Annotated in this window: 18 protein-coding genes; 10 read left to right on the top strand and 8 right to left on the bottom strand. The window is 72.0% G+C overall.

Features of this window, described 5'->3' with window-relative positions; genetic code table 11:
* Positions 1-226: 226 nt before the first annotated feature.
* The 7 genes from OG776_RS08280 to rhaI all read right to left on the bottom strand — a co-directional run bounded on the left by OG776_RS08280 (position 227) and on the right by rhaI (position 9,196).
* A complete protein-coding gene (locus OG776_RS08280) occupies positions 227-1,381 on the bottom strand; it encodes an ABC transporter ATP-binding protein (protein ID WP_329319817.1) in 1,155 nt (384 codons plus the stop codon).
* A gap of 22 nt (positions 1,382-1,403) precedes the next feature.
* A complete protein-coding gene (locus tag OG776_RS08275; protein ID WP_329319816.1) occupies positions 1,404-2,051 on the bottom strand; it encodes a LutC/YkgG family protein in 648 nt (215 codons plus the stop codon).
* Complete coding sequence (locus tag OG776_RS08270) at positions 2,048-3,535, bottom strand: LutB/LldF family L-lactate oxidation iron-sulfur protein (RefSeq protein ID WP_148011261.1); 1,488 nt, start codon at positions 3,533-3,535, stop codon at positions 2,048-2,050. Before OG776_RS08270 ends, OG776_RS08275 begins: the two co-directional genes overlap by 4 nt.
* Positions 3,532-4,287, bottom strand: a complete 756-nt coding sequence (locus OG776_RS08265; protein WP_148011262.1) for a (Fe-S)-binding protein — start codon at positions 4,285-4,287, stop codon at positions 3,532-3,534. The genes OG776_RS08270 and OG776_RS08265 overlap by 4 nt, the downstream gene beginning before the upstream one ends.
* 95 nt (positions 4,288-4,382) lie before the next feature.
* Complete coding sequence (locus OG776_RS08260; RefSeq protein WP_148011263.1) at positions 4,383-5,831, bottom strand: rhamnulokinase; 1,449 nt, start codon at positions 5,829-5,831, stop codon at positions 4,383-4,385.
* Complete coding sequence (locus tag OG776_RS08255; RefSeq protein ID WP_148011264.1) at positions 5,828-7,867, bottom strand: bifunctional aldolase/short-chain dehydrogenase; 2,040 nt, start codon at positions 7,865-7,867, stop codon at positions 5,828-5,830. Before OG776_RS08255 ends, OG776_RS08260 begins: the two co-directional genes overlap by 4 nt.
* Positions 7,868-8,035: 168 nt before the next feature.
* Positions 8,036-9,196, bottom strand: a complete 1,161-nt coding sequence (rhaI, locus tag OG776_RS08250; RefSeq protein ID WP_148011265.1) for an L-rhamnose isomerase — start codon at positions 9,194-9,196, stop codon at positions 8,036-8,038.
* Positions 9,197-9,502: 306 nt separating this feature from the next.
* On the opposite strand from rhaI, the gene OG776_RS08245 reads away from it, so the two are divergent.
* The 9 genes from OG776_RS08245 (at position 9,503) to OG776_RS08205 (ending at position 19,523) form a co-directional block, all read left to right on the top strand.
* Positions 9,503-11,020, top strand: coding sequence for a sugar ABC transporter ATP-binding protein (locus tag OG776_RS08245; RefSeq protein WP_329319809.1), 1,518 nt, complete (start codon positions 9,503-9,505; stop codon positions 11,018-11,020).
* Positions 11,021-11,048: 28 nt separating this feature from the next.
* A complete protein-coding gene (locus OG776_RS08240) occupies positions 11,049-12,089 on the top strand; it encodes an ABC transporter permease (RefSeq protein ID WP_148011267.1) in 1,041 nt (346 codons plus the stop codon).
* Positions 12,082-13,074, top strand: a complete 993-nt coding sequence (locus OG776_RS08235; protein ID WP_148011268.1) for an ABC transporter permease — start codon at positions 12,082-12,084, stop codon at positions 13,072-13,074. Before OG776_RS08240 ends, OG776_RS08235 begins: the two co-directional genes overlap by 8 nt.
* A 29-nt stretch (positions 13,075-13,103) precedes the next feature.
* On the top strand, positions 13,104-14,192 hold the full coding sequence (gene rhaS, locus OG776_RS08230; RefSeq protein WP_148011269.1) for a rhamnose ABC transporter substrate-binding protein: 1,089 nt from the start codon (positions 13,104-13,106) through the stop codon (positions 14,190-14,192).
* Positions 14,193-14,209: 17 nt separating this feature from the next.
* The gene (locus OG776_RS08225) at positions 14,210-14,530 is read left to right on the top strand and encodes an L-rhamnose mutarotase (protein ID WP_148011348.1); all 321 of its coding nucleotides are present in this window, start codon (positions 14,210-14,212) and stop codon (positions 14,528-14,530) included.
* 368 nt (positions 14,531-14,898) lie between these two features.
* Positions 14,899-15,924, top strand: a complete 1,026-nt coding sequence (locus OG776_RS08220; RefSeq protein WP_148011270.1) for a LacI family DNA-binding transcriptional regulator — start codon at positions 14,899-14,901, stop codon at positions 15,922-15,924.
* A gap of 121 nt (positions 15,925-16,045) precedes the next feature.
* On the top strand, positions 16,046-17,347 hold the full coding sequence (locus tag OG776_RS08215; protein ID WP_329319805.1) for an alpha/beta fold hydrolase: 1,302 nt from the start codon (positions 16,046-16,048) through the stop codon (positions 17,345-17,347).
* A 341-nt stretch (positions 17,348-17,688) separates the two neighbouring features.
* Positions 17,689-18,591, top strand: a complete 903-nt coding sequence (sigJ, locus tag OG776_RS08210) for an RNA polymerase sigma factor SigJ (RefSeq protein ID WP_261994703.1) — start codon at positions 17,689-17,691, stop codon at positions 18,589-18,591.
* Between the two features lie 77 nt (positions 18,592-18,668).
* Positions 18,669-19,523, top strand: a complete 855-nt coding sequence (locus OG776_RS08205; RefSeq protein WP_148011273.1) for a pentapeptide repeat-containing protein — start codon at positions 18,669-18,671, stop codon at positions 19,521-19,523.
* Here OG776_RS08205 and OG776_RS08200 read toward each other — a convergent pair.
* Positions 19,485-20,969, bottom strand: coding sequence for a cytochrome P450 (locus OG776_RS08200; RefSeq protein ID WP_148011274.1), 1,485 nt, complete (start codon positions 20,967-20,969; stop codon positions 19,485-19,487). The genes OG776_RS08205 and OG776_RS08200 overlap by 39 nt on opposite strands.
* 108 nt (positions 20,970-21,077) lie before the next feature.
* Between OG776_RS08200 and OG776_RS08195 the strand changes: the two genes are divergently transcribed.
* Positions 21,078-21,695 (top strand): TetR/AcrR family transcriptional regulator, encoded by a 618-nt coding sequence (locus OG776_RS08195; protein WP_148011275.1) that lies wholly within the window; start codon positions 21,078-21,080, stop codon positions 21,693-21,695.
* Positions 21,696-21,742: the final 47 nt, after the last annotated feature.

Below are 21,742 nucleotides of genomic sequence, written 5' to 3'. Positions count from 1 at the left end.
CACCGCCGCCCGCAGACGCCCCGTAAGGGGCGCGGGGAACGGCGCGCGCAACCCCCACCTACCGGCAGTGGAATCCCGCCGGGGATGCGCACACCTCTCACCACCGCCGCCCGCAGACGCCCCGTAAGGGGCGCGGGGAACGGCGCGCGCAACCCCCACCCACCCGCACCCGACCCCACCCCCTCACCCCACCCCCTCACCCCCCAACCCAGCGGAGCGACACCGCTCAGCTGTCGGGGACGGAGTCCAACGTCACCTCCCCGCGCCCCACCCCCCGCGCATCCGCGTCCACCGAGCGCCGCAGGGCCTCGTGCAGCTTCGCCGGGGTCAGGACGCCGAGGAACCGCGCGCCCTCCAGTACCGCGACCCACCCCGCGTCGTGCTGGAGCATGACGCCGAACGCCTGTTTGAGCGGTGCGCCCACCGGGACCCACGAGTTCATCCGGTGGACGTGGTCCCCGACGGACCCGCCCCCGGCCAGCTCGTCGACACCCACCCACCCGTGCAGATCGTCCTCGGCGTCGAGCACCACGGCCCAGCGGGCGTTCCCCGGACGCAGCCGCGCGGCGGCCTCCGCGGCGGGCTCGTCCATGCGGGCGACGGGCGGCTGTTCCAGGTCGTCGGGCTCGATCTCGGTGACCGACAGCCGCTTCAGTCCGCGGTCCGCCCCGACGAACTCGGCGACGTACGGCGTGGCCGGCGTGCCCAGGACGGCCCCCGGCGTGTCGAACTGCTCGATGCGGCCCTGCCCGTACACCGCGATGCGGTCGCCGAGCCGGACCGCCTCCTCGATGTCGTGCGTGACGAGCAGCACCGTCTTGCGCACCGACGCCTGCATCCGCAGGAACTCGTCCTGCAACTGCTCGCGGACCACGGGGTCGACCGCCCCGAAGGGTTCGTCCATCAGCAGGACGGGCGGGTCCGCCGCGAGCGCCCGCGCCACTCCGACCCGCTGGCGCTGACCGCCGGACAGCTGGTCCGGATAGCGGGACCCGTACGTCGTGGGGTCCAGACCCACCAGGTCGAGCAGCTCGGCGGCGCGGGCCCGGGCCTTCGCCCGCTTCCAGCCGACCAGCGTCGGGACCGTCGCCGTGTTGTCGAGGACGGTCCGGTGCGGGAACAGCCCGACCTGCTGGATGACGTACCCGATCCGGCGGCGCAGCCGGACCGGGTCGACCGCGGCGACGTCCTCGCCGTCCACGAGGATCCGGCCCGCGGTCGGTTCGATCAGACGGTTCACCATCATCATGGTCGTCGTCTTGCCGCAGCCCGACGGGCCCACGAGCGTCACGAGTTCACCCTCCGCGACCTCGAACGAGAGGCCGTCCACGGCCGTGGTGCCGTCCGGATAGCGCTTGGTGACCTGTTCGAACCGGATCATCTCCTCACGCTAACCGCGTGGGTCACTCCTCGCTCACCAGCACCACCTCCAGGGTGCGGGGCCCGTGCACCCCCTCGACCCGGTCGAGTTCGATGTCGCTGGTCGCCGACGGGCCGGAGATCCAGGTCAGCGGGCGGGCCGGGTCGAGGCGTTCCAGGGCCTGCGGCACGGAGGCGACGACCTGTCCAGGGACCCGGACGACACAGATGTGGTGGTCGGGGACGAGCGTGATCCGGCGGCGGCCCTGGTCGGGCCCGCCGTCCAGCACCAGGGTGCCCGTCTCGGCGATCGCCAGCGCGCACCCGGTGACCACGCTGTCGACCCGGTCCAGCGCGGCCGTGGTGTCCTCGGCGCGGTCCGGCACACGCGTCACCTCGGTCTCGGCGAGCCATGTCCCGTCCAGGCCGGCCGGTACCACGACCGAGGCCGAGCCGTGCGCGTCGAGCAGTCCGGCGACGGTCCTCGCCAGGTCGCCGGCCGCGCAGCGGTGCACGAGGGCCCGGTAGTCCGCCAGGTTCTCCGCCAGCAGGTCCACCGTCCGCGCCGTGCTCCGGTCGCCGTGCTCGCGCCGGTACTCCCGCTGCACGGCCTGCTCGTACGGCGTGTCGTTCCGGGGGACGTCGGCGAGCGCGCGTCGCACCCGCCCCAGGATCAGGTCCCTGCTGCTCACTTCGGTACGTCCTTTCCGCCTCGGGTCCGCTGCCACCAGTCGCGGAACGGTTCCGCGGGCACCGCCGGGAGGTCCCGGGTGGCGCTCCACGCCCGGCCGGGTCCGGGCAGGGTGCGCGGATGGAAACGGCGTGTCCGGGACGCCAGCCGCTGGCCGGTGCGCAGCGCGCCGGGGTGACCGAACGCCCAGCGCGCCGCGCGCATGGCGGCCCGCTCGGCGGCATGTCCCTTGGCGGGCTTGAGGACCGCCTTGTTGCCCTGCCGCGTCACCTGGCCCCCCTCGGCGATCCGTTCGCGCAGGTGCACGAGGACCTCCGGGATGTCGATGGCGACCGGGCAGACCTCGTAGCAGGCACCGCACAAGGAGGAGGCGTACGGAAGGGAGGCGTCGATCTCGCTCCCGGTGCCCCGGAGCTGGGGGCTGAGGATCGCGCCGATCGGGCCGGGGTAGACCGAGCCGTACGCGTGGCCGCCGGCCCGCTCGTACACCGGGCAGACGTTGAGACAGGCCGAGCAGCGGATGCAGCGCAGCGCCTGGCGGCCGACCTCGTCGGCGAGCGTGTCGGTGCGGCCGTTGTCGACCAGGACCAGGTGGAAGGTCCGCGGGCCGTCCGCCGCGCCGGAGTCCGTGGTGCCCGTCCACATCGAGGTGTACGGGTTCATGCGCTCGGCGGTCGAGGAGCGGGGCAGGGTCTGCAGGAAGACCTCCAGGTCCCGCCAGGTCGGCACGGTCTTCTCGATGCCGACGACCGAGATCAGCGTCTCGGGCAGGGTCAGGCACATCCGGCCGTTGCCCTCGGACTCCACCACCATCAGCGTGCCGGTCTCGGCGACCATGAAATTGGCGCCGGAGATGCCGACCTTGGCGCGCAGGAACTTCTCGCGCAGATGCAGCCGGGCGGCCTCGGCCAGTTCGGCGGGTGTGTCGGTGAGGTTCTCGGGCGCCGGGCGACCCCACTCGCTCATCTCACGGGCGAAGATCTCGCGGATCTCGCCACGGTTGCGGTGGATGGCGGGGACCAGGATGTGCGAGGGACGGTCCTTGCCCAACTGCACGATGAGCTCGGCGAGATCGGTCTCGTAGGCGTGGATGCCCGCGGCCTCCAGGGCTTCGTTGAGACCGATCTCCTGGGTGGCCATCGACTTGACCTTGACGACCTCGCTCTCCCCGGTCGCCCTGACGAGCCCGACGACGATCCGGTTGGCCTCGTCCGCGTCGGCCGCCCAGTGCACGACGCCGCCGGCGGCGGTGACGGACTCCTCCAACTGCACGAGGTAGCGGTCGAGATGACGGAGTGTGTGGTCCTTGATCTGCTTGCCGGCCTCGCGCAGGGCCGCCCAGTCGTCGAGTTCGGACACGGCGACGGCGCGCTTGGCGCGGATCGTGTGGGTGGCGTGGCGGAGGTTGCCCCGCAGGGTGGGGTTGCCGACCGCCTCACGGGCGGCCTCGGGGAAGGCCGGCATGCCGACGAAGGTGCCGCTCATGCGCGCGGGTCTCCTTCCGTGCTCGCGAGGATCTCCGCGATGTGGACCGGCCGCAGGTCCGTGCGCAGCCGGGTCATCGTGCCGCCGATGTGCATCAGACAGGAGTTGTCGGCGGCGCACAGGACGTCCGCGCCGGTCGACTCGGCGTTGCGCACCTTGTCGGCGCCCATCGCCGCGGAGACGTCGGGGTTCTTGACGGCGAAGGTGCCGCCGAAGCCGCAGCACTCGTCGGCGCCGGGCAGTTCACGCAGTTCGAGACCCCTGACGGCCTGGAGCAGCCGCCGCGGCCGGTCCCCGAGCCCCAGACCGCGCAGTCCGTGACAGGTGGGGTGGTACGTCACGGTGTGCGGGTAGTACGCGCCGACGTCCGTCACGCCCAGCACGTCCACCAGGAACTCGGTCAGTTCGTACGTCTTCGGCACGACCGGGGCGAGGGTGGCCGTGAGGGTGTCCCCGCGGCCTTCGGCCCTGGCCCGCTCGCCCATCCGGGGATAGAGCTCCCGCACCATCGTGGCGCAGGAGCCGGAGGGCGTCACGATGGCCTCGTACTCGCCGAAGACATCGGAGAAATGACGGGCCAGGGGCTCTGCCTGATGCCGGTACCCGGTGTTGTAGTGCGCCTGGCCACAGCAGGTCTGGGCCATCGGGAAGTCGACCTCGACGCCCAGCCTGGTCAGGAGTTTCACCACAGCGCGGCCGGTGTCCGGATAGAGCGTGTCGTTGACACAGGTCAGGAACAGAGCGACACGCATCGCGGCTCCTAGGAATCGATCATCGGATGAAAGCAGAGTACGCGGCGGGCGGGCGTCAGGGGAGTCCTTGCTCAGGGAGTCGGGTGAGCCGCTGCTCACGGACGGACGAGCCGGTCCTGCGCGGCGCGCCAGACGGCCGTGCCGCCCCGGGGCTCGTACCGCCGCAGGGGCTGGGTCCGGGCGACGAGCCGGCGCATCGACGTACGGTCGCCGACCAGTCCGGCGGCCCGCGCCTGGACCAGGACGTTGCCGAGCGCCGCGGCCTCCGCCGGGCCCGCGACCACCGGCAACCCACAGGCGTCGGCTGTCAGTTGGCAGAGCAGTTCGTTCCGGGTGCCGCCGCCGACGATGTGCACGACGTCGACCGGGTGGTCGGCGAGTTCCTGCGCGTCGGCGACCGCCCGGCGGTGGGCGAGCGCGAGGGAGTCGAGGATGCAGCGGGTGATCTCGGCGGGCGACGCGGGCACCGGCTGCCCCGACGCGCGGCAGGCGTCGGCGATCCGGGCCGGCATCCGGCCGGGAGCGAGGAAGGCGGCGTCGCCCGCGTCCACGACGGACCGCAGCGAGGGGATCTCGGCGGCGGCGCGCAGCAGTTCGCCGAGATCGGGGTGGTCCCACTCGCGCAGGCACTCCTGGAGCAGCCACAGTCCCATGATGTTGCGCAGATGGCGCACCGTGCCGTCCAGGCCCAGTTCGTTGGTGAAGTTGGCCGTACGGCTCGCCTCCGTGAGGACCGGCGCGGTGAGTTCCAGGCCCGCCAGGGACCAGGTGCCGGTGCAGATGTAGGCGAAGTGTTCGCCGGTGGCGGGTACGGCGGCGACCGCGGAGGCGGTGTCGTGCGAGCCGACGGTCGTGACCGGGACCGGGCCGGTCAGCCCGGTCTCCTCCAGCACCCGGGGCGTCAGGAGGCCGGCCGGGTCGCCCGGCCGGCGCAGCGGCGCGAACAGTCTCAGGTCGATGCCGAGCCGCTCCGCGAGGCCATACGCCCAGGTGCGCGTCCGCGGGTCGATCAGCTGGGTGGTGGAGGCGTTGGTCAGCTCGGTGCCCGCCTCACCCGTCAGCCAGTAGACCAGCAGGTCGGGGATGAGCAACAGCCGTTCGGCGTGGGCGAACTGGGCCGTCGAGCGGGCGGCCATGAGCTGGTAGAGCGTGTTGAACGGCGCGTACTGGAGCCCGGTCGCCGCGTACAGCTCGGCGGCGGGCACCGTGTCCCACACCTGCTCCGCGACACCCTCGGTACGGTCGTCGCGGTAGTGCACGGGGTTGCCGAGCAGTGCCCCGTCGGCGTCCAGCAGCCCGTAGTCCACGGCCCAGCTGTCGATGCCGACGGAGTCGACCGGTCCGGCGGCGCGCAGTCCGTCGAGGACCCCCGCGTACAGCGACAGGATGTCCCAGCGGAGCCCCTCGGGGAGCCGCACCGGCCGGTTGGGGAAGCGGTGGGCCTCGGTCAGGCCGAGTGCCTCGGGACCGACGCGGCCGACCATGACGCGCCCGCTGGACGCGCCGAGGTCGACCGCGGCGAAGGTCCGGTGGTGCTCGCTCATCGCAGGAACGCCGCCGCGACACCGGCGTCGACCGGGACGTGCAGACCGGTGGTGTGGGTGAGGTCCCCGCCGGTCAGCGCGAAGACCGCGTTCGCGACGTGCTCGGGCAGCACCTCCCGCTTGAGGATGGTCCGCTGGGCGTAGAACTCGCCGAGCTTCTCCTCCTCGATCCCGTAGGTGGCCGCGCGCTGGGCGCCCCAGCCGCCCGCGAAGATGCCCGAACCGCGCACCACCCCGTCCGGGTTGACCCCGTTGACCCGGATGCCGTGCTCGCCCAGCTCGGCCGCCAGCAGCCGGACCTGGTGGGCCTGGTCGGCCTTGGTCGCGGAGTAGGCGATGTTGTTCGGGCCGGCGAAGACCGAGTTCTTGGAGGCGATGTAGACGATGTCGCCGCCCAGTTCCTGACGGATCATCACCCGGGCCGCCTCGCGGGAGACCAGGAAGGAGCCGCGGGCCATGATGTCGTGCTGGAGGTCCCAGTCCTTCGCGGTGGTCTCCAGCAGCGGCTTGGAGATCGAGATGCCCGCGTTGTTGACCACCAGGTCGACCCCGCCGAAGGCGAGCACCGCTGCCCGGAAGGCCTCGGCGATCTGCTCCTCGGAGGTCACGTCGACGGTGACGGCGACGGCCTTGTCGGGACCGCCCAGCGCCGTGGCGACGGCGACGGCGTTCTCCGTGTTCAGGTCGGCGACGACCACGCAGGCGCCCTCGGCCACCAGCCGCTCGGCGATCGCCCTGCCGATCCCGCTGCCCGCGCCCGTCACCAGCGCCACCCGGGTGGCGAGCGGCTTGGGCCGGGGCAGCCGCTGGAGCTTGGCCTCCTCCAGCGCCCAGTACTCGATGCGGAACTTCTCCGACTCCTCGATCGGCGCGTACGTGGAGACGGCCTCGGCTCCCCGCATCACGTTGATCGCGTTGACGTAGAACTCACCGGCGACGCGAGCGGTCTGCTTGTCCTTGCCGAAGGAGAACATGCCGACCCCGGGGACGAGCACGATCGCGGGGTCCGCGCCGCGCATCGCGGGGGAGTCGGCGTCGGCGTGGCGGTGGTAATAGGCCGCGTACTCCTCGCGGTACGCGCCGTGCAATTCCTTCAGCCGGGCGATCGCCTCGGCCGGCCCGGTGGCCGGCGGGAGGTCGAGGACGAGCGGCCTGACCTTGGTGCGCAGGAAGTGGTCGGGGCAGGAGGTGCCGAGAGCGGCGAGCCGCGGGTGCTCGGCGCGCGCGAGGAAGTCGAGGACGACGTCGGTGTCGGTGAAGTGCCCGACCTGCGCGCGGTCCTGGGAGGCCAGCGCCCGGACGTACGGCGCGAGGGCCGCCGCGCGTTCGCGGCGCTCGGCCGCCGGGAGGGCCGTCCAGCCCTCGAGGACCGGTCCGAAGGGTTCCGGCCTGCCGCGGTCGGCGAGGAACGTCTCGGCGGTCCTGATGATGTGCAGCGAGTTGCGCTCGCACTCCTCGGCGGTGTCCCCCCAGGCGGTGATGCCGTGGCCGCCCAGCACACAGCCGATCGCCCGCGGGTTGGCCCGCTTGACGGCCGCGATGTCGAGGCCGAGCTGGAAGCCCGGACGGCGCCAGGGCACCCAGACCACGGTGTCGCCGAAGCAGTCGGCGGTCAGCTTCTCGCCGTCGGCCGCGCAGGCCAGCGCGATGCCGGAGTCGGGGTGCAGGTGGTCGACGTGGGCGGCGTCCACCAGGCCGTGCATCGCGGTGTCGATGGACGGGGCCGCGCCGCCCTTGCCGTGCAGGCAGTAGTCGAACGCGGCGACCATCTCGTCCTCGCGCTCCACACCGGGGTAGATCTCCGTCATGGCCCGCAGCCGGTCCAGCCGCAGGACGGCGAGCCCGGCCCCGGTCAGCGTGCCGAGGTCGCCGCCCGACCCCTTCACCCACATCAGCTCGACGTCGCCACCGGTCACGGGATCGGTTCCGGTGCCCTTCGCGGACGTGTTGCCGCCCGCGTAGTTGGTGTTGCGGGGGTCGGCGCCGAGCCGGTGCGACCGGGCCAGCAGTGCGGCGGCTTCGGGATGGGGTGCCATGGTCCTGGTCCTTAGAGAAAGAGGAGCGGAGGAAGAGGAAGGAGAGGAGGGAGAGGAGGGAGAGGAGACGCGAGTGCTGCGGCGCGCCCGGCGGGGACCGGGCGGCGGTACGGCCGGGCCTCGGGGCCCGCGGTCCGCCGGGGCCGACCGCCGGACCCGGGAGTGCCGTCAGGCCCCCCAGCCGGCCTGCTGTCCGCCCACCCGCTCGGCGGCGGTCTTCCCCGCCCATCCGGAACGGTGGTACGCGGCCACCGGGTCGCCGTCCAGACCCAGCTCCTCGCGGACCTCGCGCAGCAGCGGCCGTACGTCGGTGTTGTACGCGTCCATGATCACGGCGTTCGCGGCGAGCACGTCACCCTCGCGCTGGGCGGTGGCCAGCGCGTCCCGGTCGACGAGCAGCGCCTTGGCGGTCGCCTCCTGCACGTTCATCACGGAGCGGATGATCGCCGGGATCTTCGCCTCGATGTTGTGGCACTGGTCCAGCATGAACGCGATGTCCGGGGTGAAGCCCCCGCCGCGGATCACCTCGTACATGATCCGGAAGAGCTGGAAGGGGTCGGCGGCGCCCACCATCAGGTCGTCGTCCGCGTAGAAGCGCGAGTTGAAGTCGAAGCCGCCGAGCTTCCGCTCCCGCAGCAGCGTGGCGACGATGAACTCGATGTTGGTGCCGGGCGCGTGGTGCCCGGTGTCCACGACGACCTGTGCCTTGGGGCCGAGCTTGAGGCAGTGGGCGTACGCGGTGCCCCAGTCCGGCACGTCCGTCGCGTAGAAGGCGGGCTCGAAGAACTTGTACTCCAGGAGCATCCGCTGGTCGTCCCCGAGCCGCTCGTAGACCTGGGCCAGGCTCTCGGCCAGCCGGTCCTGACGCTCCCGGAGGTCGTCCTGGCCCGGGTAGTTCGTGCCGTCGGCGAACCAGAGCTTCAGGTCCTTCGAGCCCGTCGCGTCCATGATGTCGACGCATTCGAGCAGGTGGTCGAGGGCCTTGCGGCGCACCGCCGCGTCCGGGTGGCAGACGCTGCCCAGCCTGTAGTCGTCGTCCTGGAAGGTGTTGGTGTTGATCGTGCCCAGCCGCAGACCGCGCTCCTCGGCGTATCCGGCCAGGGCCGCGTAGTCCTCGACCCGGTCCCAGGGGATGTGCAGGGCGACGGACGGCGCGGCGCCGGTGTGGGCGTGCACCTGGGCGGCGTCGTCCAGTTTCTCCCGCGGAGTGCGCGGCACCCCTGGCTGGGTGAACACCTTGAAGCGGGTTCCCGAGTTCCCGTACGCCCACGACGGCGTCTCTACTGCCTGGGTCTTGAGTGCGGCCTTCACCGTGGCGAGCTCGGTCACTTCGGGGCTCCTGTGACTTCGGGTGGGACGTCGGGTCCGATCGACGGCGACCGGTCCCGACGGCTTCGATCTGAAGAGAGATGGTCTGAAACGATTCAGAACGTTGAAGCTATGAGCACCCCGAAGGGCTGTCAACCCCCTGGGAGAAGACCGCTCTTCGTGACTCGGTTGTGACCTTTGGGTATCGAGAATTTCGACCCGAACCCATTGACGTGACCTGGGCTACCTGCCTAACGTCCCGGCAACCTAGTTGAAACCTTTCACGACGTCGTGAGGCCTCTCCGCCCGCGTCGTTGAGGAGCTCCCATGACCCACCGGTACGACACGGGTCCGGCCCCCGTACTGGCGCTGGAGGACATCTCGAAGTCCTTCGGCGCGGTGCGCGCCCTGCGGGACGTGTCCCTGGAACTGTTCCCCGGCGAAGTGCACGCACTCGCCGGTGAGAACGGGGCGGGCAAGTCGACCCTCATCAAGACGCTCGCCGGAGTGCACCGACCGGACGCCGGCCGGGTGCTGCTGGACGGCGAGCCCACCGTCTTCCACGGTCCCGCCGATGCCCGCGACGCGGGGATCGCGGTGATCTACCAGGAGCCCACGCTCTTCCCCGATCTGTCGATCGCCGAGAACATCTTCATGGGCCGTCAGCCGCGGCGCGCGCTCGGCCGCATCGACCACAAGGCCACCCACGCCGCGACCGCCGGTCTGATGAAGCGCCTCGGCGTCGAACTCGACCCCGAGCGGCCGGCGCGCGGACTGTCCATCGCCGACCAGCAGATCGTGGAGATCGCCAAGGCGCTCTCCTTCGACGCCCGGGTCCTGATCATGGACGAGCCGACCGCGGCCCTGACCGGCAGCGAGGTCGCCCGTCTCTTCGGTGTCGTGCGCACCCTGCGCGAGCACGGGTCGGCGGTCCTGTTCATCTCGCACCGGCTGGAGGAGATCTTCCGGATCTGCTCGCGGGTCACGACCCTGCGCGACGGCGCGCTGATCTCCAGCGAGCCGCTGGAGGGCATGACGGAGGACGACCTGGTACGCCGGATGGTCGGCCGCGACCTCGACGAGCTCTACCCCAAGCAGGACGTCGAGGCGGGCGAGGTCGCCCTCAGCGTGCGCCGGCTGACCCGCGAGGGCGTCTTCACCGACGTCTCCTTCGACGTCCGGCGCGGTGAGATCGTCGGTCTCGCCGGGCTCGTCGGCGCGGGCCGTACCGAGGTGGCGCGGGCCGTCTTCGGCGTCGACCGCCGTGACGCCGGGGAGGTGGTGGTCGACGGCCGCGCGCTCGTGGGCGGCGCGCCCTCGGCGGCCATGTCCGCGGGCCTCGCCCTCGTCCCCGAGGACCGGCGCGCCCAGGGCCTGGTGATGGACATGTCCATCGAACGCAACATCGGTCTGACCGGGCTGCGGAAGACGGTCAGGGCGGGCCTGATGGACCGGGGCGCCGAGCGCAGCCGTTCCCTCGACTGGGCGGTGAAGCTCCAGGTCAAGTACGCCCGGATCGCCGACACCGTGGCCACGCTCTCCGGCGGCAACCAGCAGAAGGTCGTCCTGGCGAAGTGGCTGGCCACCGGCCCCAAGGTCCTGATCGTGGACGAGCCGACCCGTGGCATCGACGTCGGCACCAAGGCCGAAGTGCACCGGCTGCTCAGCGAGTTGGCCGCGGACGGTGTCGCCGTCCTGATGATCTCGTCCGACCTGCCCGAGATCCTCGGCATGGCCGACCGGGTGCTCGTGATGCACGAGGGCCGGATCACCGCCGAGATCCCGCGCTCCGAAGCCACCGAGGAATCCGTGATGGCCGCAGCGACCGGGAGGGCCGCCGCATGACGACGACCGACACGGGGAGGGCCGCCGCATGACGGTGACCGCGCCCAACCCCGCCCCCGCCGCCGAGGTCCCCCGGTCGAGCGGAACCCGGCTGGTGGACCGCGTCTTCAAGATGCGCGAACTCGCCATCCTGGTCGTCTTCCTGGTGATGATCGTCATCACCCAGCTGGGCAACAGCCAGTTCCTGTCCGAACAGGGCATCAAGGACCTGCTGCTGAACGCGACCATCCTGGTGCTGGTCGCCACCGGCCAGTCGCTGGTCGTGATCACCCGCAACGTCGACCTGTCGGTCGGCTCCACGCTCGGCATCACCGCCTTCGCGGCCGGCACCTATCTGCAGGGCGGCGGGAACCCCGTCCTCGCCGTGGTCCTCGCGGTGCTGCTCGGCGTCGGCTGCGGACTCGTCAACGGACTGCTGGTCAGCCTCGGTCAGGTGCCCGCGCTCGTCGTCACCCTCGGCACGCTCTACATCATCCGCGGCGTCGACTCCATCTGGGTCGGCTCCCGGCAGATCACCGCGGCCGATCTCCCGGGCGGCTTCGTCGACTTCGGCTCCGGCGGCATCTCGGCGGTGCCCTACCTCGCCCTGATCGCCCTGGCCGTGCTGCTCGTCACCGCCTACTACCTCAAGCACTTCGGCAGCGGACGGGAGTTGTACGCGCTCGGCTCCAACCCCGAGGCCGCGCGCCTGGCCGGCATCCCGGTCCGGAGGCGCATCCTGACCGCGTACGTGGTCTGCGGAGGCCTCGCCGGTCTCGCCGGCGCCCTGTACCTCGCCCGGTTCGGCAACGTCGACTCCGGCACCAGCACCGGCTACGAACTCACCGTCGTCAGCGCCGTGGTGGTCGGCGGCGTCGTCTTCACCGGCGGTTCCGGCAGTGTCTACGGCGCCGCGCTCGGCGCGCTGCTGCTCACCTCCGTCAACAGCGTGCTGCCCGCGCTCGGCGTCAGTTCCGTCTGGGTGCTCGCCATCAACGGCGTCCTGCTCATCCTCGCCATCGCGGTCGACCGGATCGTCGCGCTGCGCGTGGCCTCCGCACTGAAGAAGAGGAACGCCCGCCATGGCTGACTCGCCCCTCGCGCGCGCCGTCCGCTGGGACACGGTCGTCGGCGCCCTCCTGCTGGTCCTGCTGCTGTTCTCCTTCGGCTTCGTCGACGGCTTCGGCAACGCCCTCAACCTGTCGTTCCTGATCGGCAACACCCTGCCCATCGCCCTGATCGCGCTGCCGATGACGCTGCTCGTGGTGGCCGGGGAGATCGACCTCTCGGTCGCCTCCACGGCCGGTCTGTCCGGCTCGGTGATGGGCGCCCTGTGGAACGAGGGCATGTCGATCGAGACGATCATCCCGCTGTGCCTGCTGCTCGGCGTGGTGTGCGGACTGGTCAACGGCCTGCTGGTGACCCGTCTCGGACTGCCCTCCCTCGCCGTCACCATCGGCACGCTCGCCGCCTACCGGGGCATCGCGCAGATCGTGCTCGGCTCGGACGCGGTGACCGACTTCCCCTCCCAGTACCAGGACTTCGCGTCCGGACGCATCGGGAACACCTTCGTCCCGCAGGCGCTCCCGCCCTTCCTGGTGCTCCTCGCCGTCGCGGTGGTCGTGCTGCACGCCACCCCCTTCGGACGCTCGGCCTTCGCCGTCGGCGCCAACGAGGAGGCCGCGCGGTTCGCCGGCATCCGGGTCCGGCGGCAGAAGCTGATCCTGTTCGTCGCCACCGGCTTCATGGCCTCGCTGACCGGCGTCTTCTGGGCGCTGCACTACGCCAGCGCCCGCTACGACAACGCCACCGGCCTCGAACTCTCCGTCGTCGCCGCCGTCCTGCTCGGCGGCATCGACTTCGACGGCGGCAAGGGCACCCTCGGCGGCGCGATCGCGGGCGTCTTCCTGCTCGGCGCGCTGCAGAACGTGATGAGCCTGTCCAACGTCTCCGCGCAGTCGCAGATCGTCGTCACCGGCGTTCTGCTGGTCGTCTCCGTGCTCGGCCCCCGGGTCGCGCGGCAGATCTCCGTAGCGAGGGCGGGCCGCAGAGCCGCCTCGACTCCGACCTCGTAACCGCCCACCCTCGTAAAGGAACTTCTGCCATGCGCAAGTCAACGATCCGCCGTACCTGCGTGGCGCTCGCCGCCGTCACCTCGCTCGCCCTGGCCGCCACGGCCTGCGGCGGCACCACCAAGAAGGACGTGAACAGCGGTGGCGGCGGCGGTTCGAACGCCACGGCCGGCAAGGCCGACCCGAACGCGGCGACCAAGAAGGGCCTGACGGTCGGGTTCCTGCCCAAGCAGGTGAACAACCCGTACTTCACCTCCTCCGACAAGGGCGGCGAGAAGGCGCTCACGGAGCTGGGCTCCACGTACAAGGAGGTCGGCCCGAGCAGCGCCACCGACACCTCCGGCCAGGTGAGCTACGTCAACACGCTCACCCAGCAGCAGGTCGACGCGATGGCCGTGTCCGCGCAGGACCCGGGGGCGCTGTGCACCGCTCTCAAGCAGGCCATGAGCAACAAGATCAAGGTCGTCACCTACGACTCCGACACCAAGCCCGAGTGCCGCAACGCCTTCGTCTCGCAGGCCAGCGCCGAGGACCTGGGCCGCACCGAGGTGCAGCTGCTCGCCGAACAGATCGGCTACAAGGGCGAGATCGCGATCCTGTCCGCCGCGCAGACCGCCACGAACCAGAACACCTGGATCGACTTCATGAAGGACGAGCTGAAGGACCCCAAGTACAAGGACGTCAAGCTGGTCAAGGTCGCCTACGGCAACGACGACGCCCAGCAGTCCTTCCAGCAGACCCAGGGTCTCCTGCAGGAGCACCCGGACCTCAAGGGGATCATCTCCCCGACCACGGTCGGCATCAAGGCGGCCGCCCAGTACCTGTCCGGCTCCAAGTACAAGGGCAAGGTCAAGCTGACCGGCCTCGGCACGCCCAACGACATGCGCAAGTACGTCAAGAACGGCACCGTCGACGGCTTCGAGCTGTGGGACCCGGCGAAGCTCGGCGAACTCGCCGCCCGTACCGCCGTCGCGCTGGTGTCGGGACAGATCAGCGGCAAGGAGGGCGAGACCTTCAAGGCCGGCGACATGGGGAGCTTCACCATCGGCAAGGACGGCGTGATCAACCTGGGCAAGCCGACCGTCTTCGACGCGAAGAACATCGACCAGTTCAACTTCTAGGTCCCGGAGGGTCCTTGATGCAGCGTGTGTGCTTCCTGCTGAAGGTCCGGGCGGACCGCCTCGACGAGTACCGCGAGCGGCACGCCGCCGTGTGGCCCGAGATGCTCCGGGCACTCTCGGCCACCGGCTGGCACAACTACTCGCTGTTCCTGCGCGAGGACGGGCTGCTGGTCGGTTATCTGGAGACCGAGGACTTCGCGGCCGCCCGGGCCGGCATGGAGGCCACCGACGTCAACGCCCGCTGGCAGGCGGAGATGGCGCCGTTCTTCGAGTCACCGGACGGCGCCAGACCCGACGAGGCGATGACCCCGCTCGCCGAGGTTTTCCATCTCGCCTGACCAGGAGTTCCGTACATGAGACGACGCACGCCCCCGACGGCCCCGCGGTCGGACCCCGCCGCCGATGCCCGGCGCGCCGGAACGGCCCCGGCCGCCGACCGGGGTACCGGCCGGGGCCGTCGCGGCCCCGCCGGGTCTTCGGCGCGCACGTGCCGGGCACCGGACCAGGGGGCCGGCGGCGCCGAGACACATGTTCCGAAGGGCGGGACGGCGGCCGCCCCGCCCACCCGAGGGCCTCGGCGGCACGACGCCCCGGACACGTTCCCCCGCCCGTCTCCGGACGCCCGCATGAGCGCCGGTCCCCGGACACGCGCGGGTAATGTGAAGGCCCTCCCGCCGCTTCTCGTCTACCTGGAGGTTCCTGCCTGATGGCTCAGTCGGTGGGTATCAAGGACGTCGCCCGCGCCGCCGGAGTCTCCGTGGGCACGGTCTCCAACGTGATCAACCGCCCGGACACGGTGGCCTCCGAGACCCGCGCGCGGGTCCAGTCGGCCATAGACCGCCTCGGCTACGTCCGCAGCGAGTCGGCGCGCCAGCTGCGGGCCGGGCGCAGCCGGATCATGGGCCTGCTCGTCCTCGACATGGGCAACCCGTTCTTCGTCGACGTGGCGCGCGGCGCCGAGCGGGCCGCGCGGAAGGCCGGGCTCGGCGTGATGGTCTGCAACAGCGCGCAGAGCGCGAGCGAGGAGGCCGACTACCTGTCGCTCTTCGCCGAGCAGCGGGTCCGCGGGGTGCTGCTCACCCCAGCCGACGCGACGGGACGCAACATCGAGACCTTCCGCCGCAACGGCATCCCCTTCGTCCTGGTCGACCGGGTCGCCGAGGGCACCACCGAGTGCTCGGTCTCGGTCGACGACGTGGCGGGCGGCGCGCTGGCCGTACGGCACCTCGTCGACGCGGGTCACCGCTCGATCGCGTACGTCAGCGGCCCCCCGGGGCTGAACCAGGTCACCGACCGGCGCACCGGCGCGCTGAGCGCGCTGGCCGAGGCGGGGCTGCCGCCCACCGCGCTCAGGGAGCTGCCGACGGAGCGCCTGGACGTGGCCGCGGGGCGGGACGCCGGAGCCCGGCTCCTCGGCCTGGCCGTGCGCCCGACCGCGGTCTTCTGCGCCAACGACCTGCTCGCCCTCGGTGTGCTGCAGGCCATGTACGCGGCGGGCGTCGGTGTCCCCGACGACCTCGCGATCGTCGGCTACGACGACATCGAGTTCGCCGCCGCGGCGGCCGTCCCGCTCACCTCGGTGCGCCAGCCGGCCATGACCATGGGCGCCCTCGCCGCCGAGCTGCTGCTGGAGGAGACGGAGGCCGAGACGGCTCCGGTGCCGCACGAGCACCGGCGCGTGGTGCTCCAGCCCGAGCTGGTGGTACGCCGCTCCAGCCTGTCGGCACGCTGATCCACCCTCGCCCGGTGCTGAGCGGCGGTTCAGTACGTTTCTTGATCCCCGGCCTCGGCCGGGCGCGGACCATGTGGTCAACTGGGACGCAGCCTGGAATCCGTACGTCTGGGGAGTTCCGTTGACCGTCAGCTACCGTCAGCCCGGTGTCGTCCTCACGGACCACCGCTTCACCGTGCCTCTCGACCACGACGAGCCGGCCGGGGAGAGCATCCAGCTGTTCGCCCGCGCGGTCGTCGCGAGCGAGAAGGCGCACCAGGACCTCCCCTGGCTGCTCTACCTCCAGGGCGGCCCCGGCTTCGGCGCCAACCGTTTCGTGGGCAAGCAGGCCTGGCTCGGCCGCGCGCTCAAGGAGTTCCGCGTGCTGCTGCTCGACCAGCGCGGCACCGGCCACTCCACGCCCGCCAACCGCCAGACGCTTCCGCTGCGCGGCGGCCCCCGCGAGCAGGCGGACTACCTCACGCACTTCCGCACCGACTCGATCGTCCGCGACTGCGAGGCCATCCGCCCGCGCCTCACCGGCGGCGCGCCCTGGACCGTGCTGGGCCAGAGCTTCGGCGGCTTCTGCACGGTGAACTACCTCTCGACGGCCCCCGAAGGCCTGCGCGCGGCCCTGGTCACCGGCGGACTGCCCGGACTGGACGCGCACGCGGACGACGTCTACCGGGCCGCGTACCCCCGTATCGAACGCAAAGTGGCCGCGCACTACGCGCGTTACCCCCAGGACGTGGAGCGGGCCCGGCAGATCGCCGAGTACCTCCTGCGGCACGAACCGGTGCTGAGCGGTGGCTACCGCCTCACCGTCGAGGCCTTCCAGTCGCTCGGCATCCTCCTCGGCGGCAGCGAGGGCAGCCACCGTCTCCACTACCTCCTGGAGGAGGCCTTCGTCCGCACCCCGCAGGGGCTCGCCCTCTCCGACGCCTTCCAGGAGGAGGTGCAGGGGCTGCTCTCCTACGCGGGCCACCCGCTGTACGCCCTGGTCCACGAGGCGATCTACGGGCAGGACGACCGGCCCACCGCCTGGTCGGCCGAGCGGGTGCGCGCCGAGTTCCCGCAGTTCGACGCGGCCAAGACGCTCGCGGACGACGGACCGCTGCTGTTCACCGGCGAGTCCGTGCACCCCTGGATGTTCGAGACCGATCCCGCGCTGCGCCCGCTGCGCGAGACGGCCGAGGAGCTGGCCGCCCGCACCGACTGGCGGCCGCTGTACGACCCGGCCCGGCTCGCCGTCAACGAGGTCCCGGTGGCCGCGGCCGTCTACCACGACGACATGTACGTCGACACCGGGCACGCGCTGCGCACGGCCCGCGCCATCGGTGGTCTGCGCACCTGGGTGACCGACGAGTTCGAGCACGACGGCGTACGGGCCGGCGGACCGCGGGTCCTGGACCGGCTGCTGGCGTTGGCGCGCGACGAGGTCTGAGGTCCCCTGCCTTCCTGACGCATTGTCAGAGTTGCGTGGGGGCGCGGATGTTCGGCACCTCGCGGACCGACGTCCCGCCCGGGTGCGGCGGTCGGTTCGGGTGCGCGGTGGCCGGTTCGGGTGCGCGCGGTGGCCGGTTCGGTGGCACGTCGGGATCGGCGGGCCGGCGCCCCGGACCTGCGGCCCGGACGGACGCCCCGGACCGGCGGCCTGGAACGATGGTCCGGTTCGGCGGCTCGGCACGCGGCTCGGCACGGCCGCCCGGCACGGCGGACGATTCCGCGCGGTGGGGCGTGCGGTGGGGAGGGGGACCGGTGGAACGGGCGGGACGAGTAGGACCGGTGGAACGGGCGGGCGACGACGAAAGGCTTCTCGCCGAACGGTTCGAGGAGCACAGGGGCCGGCTGCGAGCGGTGGCCTACCGGATGCTCGGCTCGCTCAGCGAGGCCGAGGACGCGGTGCAGGAGACCTGGCTGAAGCTGAGCCGGACCGACGCGGGCGACATCAGGAACCTGCCGGCCTGGCTGACCACCGTGACGGGCCGGGTCTGTCTGGACCTGCTGCGCTCCCGCGTCGCGCGCCGCGAGGAGCCGATGGACACCCACGTCCCCGATCCGGTCGTGAGCCCCCTGGACCGGGTCGATCCCGAGCGGGAGGCGCTGCTGGCCGACTCGGTCGGGCTCGCGCTGCTCGTGGTGCTGGAGACACTGGAGCCAGCCGAGCGGCTCGCGTTCGTGCTGCACGACATGTTCGCGGTGCCCTTCGACGACATCGCGCCCGTCGTGGGCCGCTCCTCGGCCGCGACCAGGCAGCTCGCCAGCCGCGCCCGGCGTCGCGTCCGGGGTGCCTCCCCTGAGCCCGAACCCGATCTCGCTCGGCAGAAGGAGGTCCTCGACGCCTTCCTCGCGGCCTCACGCGCGGGAGACTTCGAGGCGCTGCTCGCCGTGCTCGACCCCGAGGTCGTGCTCCGCGCCGACTCCGGTGGACTGGTCGGCGGCGCGGCCGCGTCCAAGCTGGTGCGCGGCGCCGCGTCCGTCGCCCGGCAGGCGCTCATGTTCCGGCAGTTCGCGGACTCCTCGCGGCTCGCGCTCGTGGGCGGTGCGCTCGGCGTCGTCACGGCGCCCGGGGGAGTGCCGCTGGCGGTGATGGGCGTCACCGTCACGGACGGCAGGATCGCCGGGATGTACATCCTGTCCGACCCCGAACGGCTGGCCCGGCTGGACCTCTCGCCGTTCACCGGCTGACCCTCAGCCGGTGAAGGGACCGCGGCGGACATCGGGCCGGTCCAGACCCTTCTCCGCCGGTCAGTAGGCTGGTGGGCATGCGGGAAGAGAGCGGAACAGCGACGGACCGGCTCCGGGAGCTGCGGGCCGACTGCGGTGAGTGCTTCGGGCTGTGCTGCGTCGCGCTGCCCTTCGCCCGCTCGGCCGACTTCGCGATCGACAAGGACGCCGGGAAGCCGTGCCCCAACCTGGCGGAGGACTCCCGGTGCGGGATCCACACGCGGCTGCGCCGGAAGGGCTTCACGGGCTGCACGGTCTACGACTGCTTCGGCGCCGGGCAGAAGGTCTCCCAGGTGACCTTCGGCGGGCAGGACTGGCGCTCCCTCCCGAAGGAGCACGCCCGGCGCGTGTTCGACGTGTTCCCGGTCGTCCGCGGACTCCACGAACTGCTCTGGTACCTGAACGAGACGCTCACGCTGCCCGCGGCCGGCCCGGTGCACGCCGACGTCCGCCGGGCGCTCGCCACGACCGAGCGGTTGACCCGCCTGACGCCCGGGGAACTGGGGGAGCTGGACGTCGGCGCACACCGGCAGGAGGTCAACGTCCTGCTGCTGCGGACCAGCGAACTGGTGCGGGCGGGGGCCGGACGCGGGAAGAACGGCCGGAAGAGGGACCGCCGTGGCGCCGACCTGATGGGTGCCCGTCTCCGGGGCGCGGATCTGCGGGGCGCGGACCTGCGCGGTGCGTACCTGATCGCCGCCGACCTCACGGGCGCGGATCTGCGCGGCGCGGACCTGATCGGCGCCGACCTGCGGGACACCGATCTCACGGACGCCGATCTGACCGGGGCGTTCTTCCTGACCCAGCCCCAGGTGAACGCGGCCCGGGGCGGCCCCGGCACCAGGCTGCCGAGGTCAGTCCGCCGACCGGATCACTGGACGGTCGCGGGTTGAGTCCGGCGCGGGCACTCGCTCGTCGAGGTGCAGCCGCAGCCCCTCCGGCATCAGCGTGAGCCGCTCGGCGATCCGCAGCCGGTAGTCCGGCTCGGGGCGCAGTTCGTAGCGCCGCAGCAGCAGCCCGAGGACCAGGGTCGCCTCGTGCAGCGCGAACTGACGGCCGATGCAGGCGCGCGCGCCGGTCCCGAACGGCTTGAAGGTGTGGCCGGGCCGGGAGCGTACCGCCCGTGCGTCGAACCGGTCCGGGTCGAAGGCCTCGGCGTCGGCTCCCCAGACATCCGGATCGCGGTGCAGCATCGTCGTCAGGACCAGGGTCCACGCCCCCCGCCGCATCGGGTGGACCCCGCCCAGCACCGTGTCCTCCCGGGCCTCGCGCGCGAAGGCGGGCGCCGTCGGCCACAGCCGCAGCGACTCGTCGAGGATCCGGCGTACGTACCGCAGCTTGGCGACCTGGTCGTAGCCCGGCCTGGGTGTGTCGCCCCAGACCCGGTCCACCTCGGCCCGGGCGCGGGCGGCGATGCCCGGGTGCCGGGAGAGGTAGTGCAGGGCGAAGGAGAGCGCGCCCGAGGTCGTCTCGTGTCCCGCCACCAGGAACGTGATGACCTGACGGCGGATGTTCTCGGGCGTCAGCCGTTCCCCGGTCTCCGGGTGGGCGGTCTCCAGCATGCGGTCGAGCAGGTCCCCTTCGCCGGTGCTTCCCCGGCGGGCCGCCACCAGCGCGTCGACGGTGCGGTTGAGGTAGGCCATGTCCGCCGCGTTGCGCCGGGTGGCACCGCGCAGCACCACGGGTGCGAGCGGCGCCGGGAGCACGTTGAGCCGCTGGGCGTAGGTCAGGGTGCCGACCATCGCGGTCACGAAGGGATGCGGCCGGGAGCGCTCGAAGGAGCCGAAGTCGTGGCCGAAACCGGTGCGGGCGATCGTCTCCAGGGTCAGCTTCGTCATGTCGGCGGGCACGTCGACCGCGCGTCCGGCGGCACGCTCGGCGTCCCAGCGGTCGGTCAGCCGCTCGGCGACGGCCAGCATCATCGGGTGGTAGCCCTCCATGGCCTCGCGGCTGAACCCGGGGGCCAGCACGTCGTGCGCCAGCTGCCAGTTCGGCTCGTGGTTGTAGGCCGTGAACAGCCCGTCCCCGGCGACCGGCCGGAGGTTGGCGACGCCGAGTCCCACGTGCTTGGCGAACCGGGCCTCGTCGGCGAGTTCGGCCGCGAGGTCCGCGCCCCACACGAAGACGATCTCCTTGCCGAAGGCCCGGCGCCGGAAGATCGGCCCGAGTTGTCGTCCGAAGCGCATCGAATCCTGCAGCGGCGAGCGGACGTTGGAGCCGATCACATCGCCGAGGACCGGGACGCGGTGCGGCGGATGGGGGATGCGGCGCAGTTCGGGCCAGCCCAGCTCGGCACTGCGGAACCCCTTGGGCAGCGTGGCCCCCGTCGTCTCCGCCATCACGCGATCTCCCTTGTGCCTGCGGCCGTTCGGCTCTGTTGTACGCGGGTTCAACAACGGATTCCAGTCTGTTCCCGTTGTTGAACCGACGTCAAGTAAGGTGCGGGCATGACCGGGAATCGGGGGGAGCGGGAGGAGCGTCCGCGCCGTCGGCTCAGCACCGGGGAGCGTCGGGAGCAGCTTCTGTCGGTGGGCGCGCGGCTGTTCTCGGAGAGCCCGTACGACGAGGTGTGGATCGAGCAGGTCGCCGAGATCGCGGGGGTGTCGCGTGGTCTCCTCTATCACTACTTCCCGACCAAACGGGACTTCTTCGGGGCGGTCGTGGAGCGCGAGAGCGAGCGCATGCTGCGCATGACGGCGGCGGTGCCCGGGGTCGCCGTGCGGGAGCAGCTCGGGGCCGGTCTGGACACCTTCCTGGCGTACGTCGAGACGCACGCCCACGGCTTCCGCGCCTTCCACCGGGCCGACGCGGCGGGTGACCAGGCGGTGCGCGCGGTCTACCGGCGGGTGCTGGCCGAGCAGGAGCGGCAGATCCTGGAGGCGCTCGCGGCGGACCCCGACTTCGGCCGCGCGGCGGTGGAGCGGCCCGACCTGCGGATCGCGGTGCGCGGCTGGCTCGCGTTCACCACGGCCGTGTGTCTGGAGTGGCTGCGGGGGGCGGAGCTGACGCGGGAACAGCTGCGCGACCTCTGTGCGCGGGCGCTGTTGGGAGCGATCGCCGGCTAGTTCCCCGGCGTGCCGTGGACGCGGCACGGTTGGCGTACACCCGGATC

The sequence above is a fragment of the Streptomyces sp. NBC_01689 genome, from assembly GCF_036250675.1.
Lineage (GTDB): Bacteria > Actinomycetota > Actinomycetes > Streptomycetales > Streptomycetaceae > Streptomyces.
Note: the sequence above shows the minus strand (reverse complement) of the source record. Positions and strands in the feature narration are given on the sequence as shown.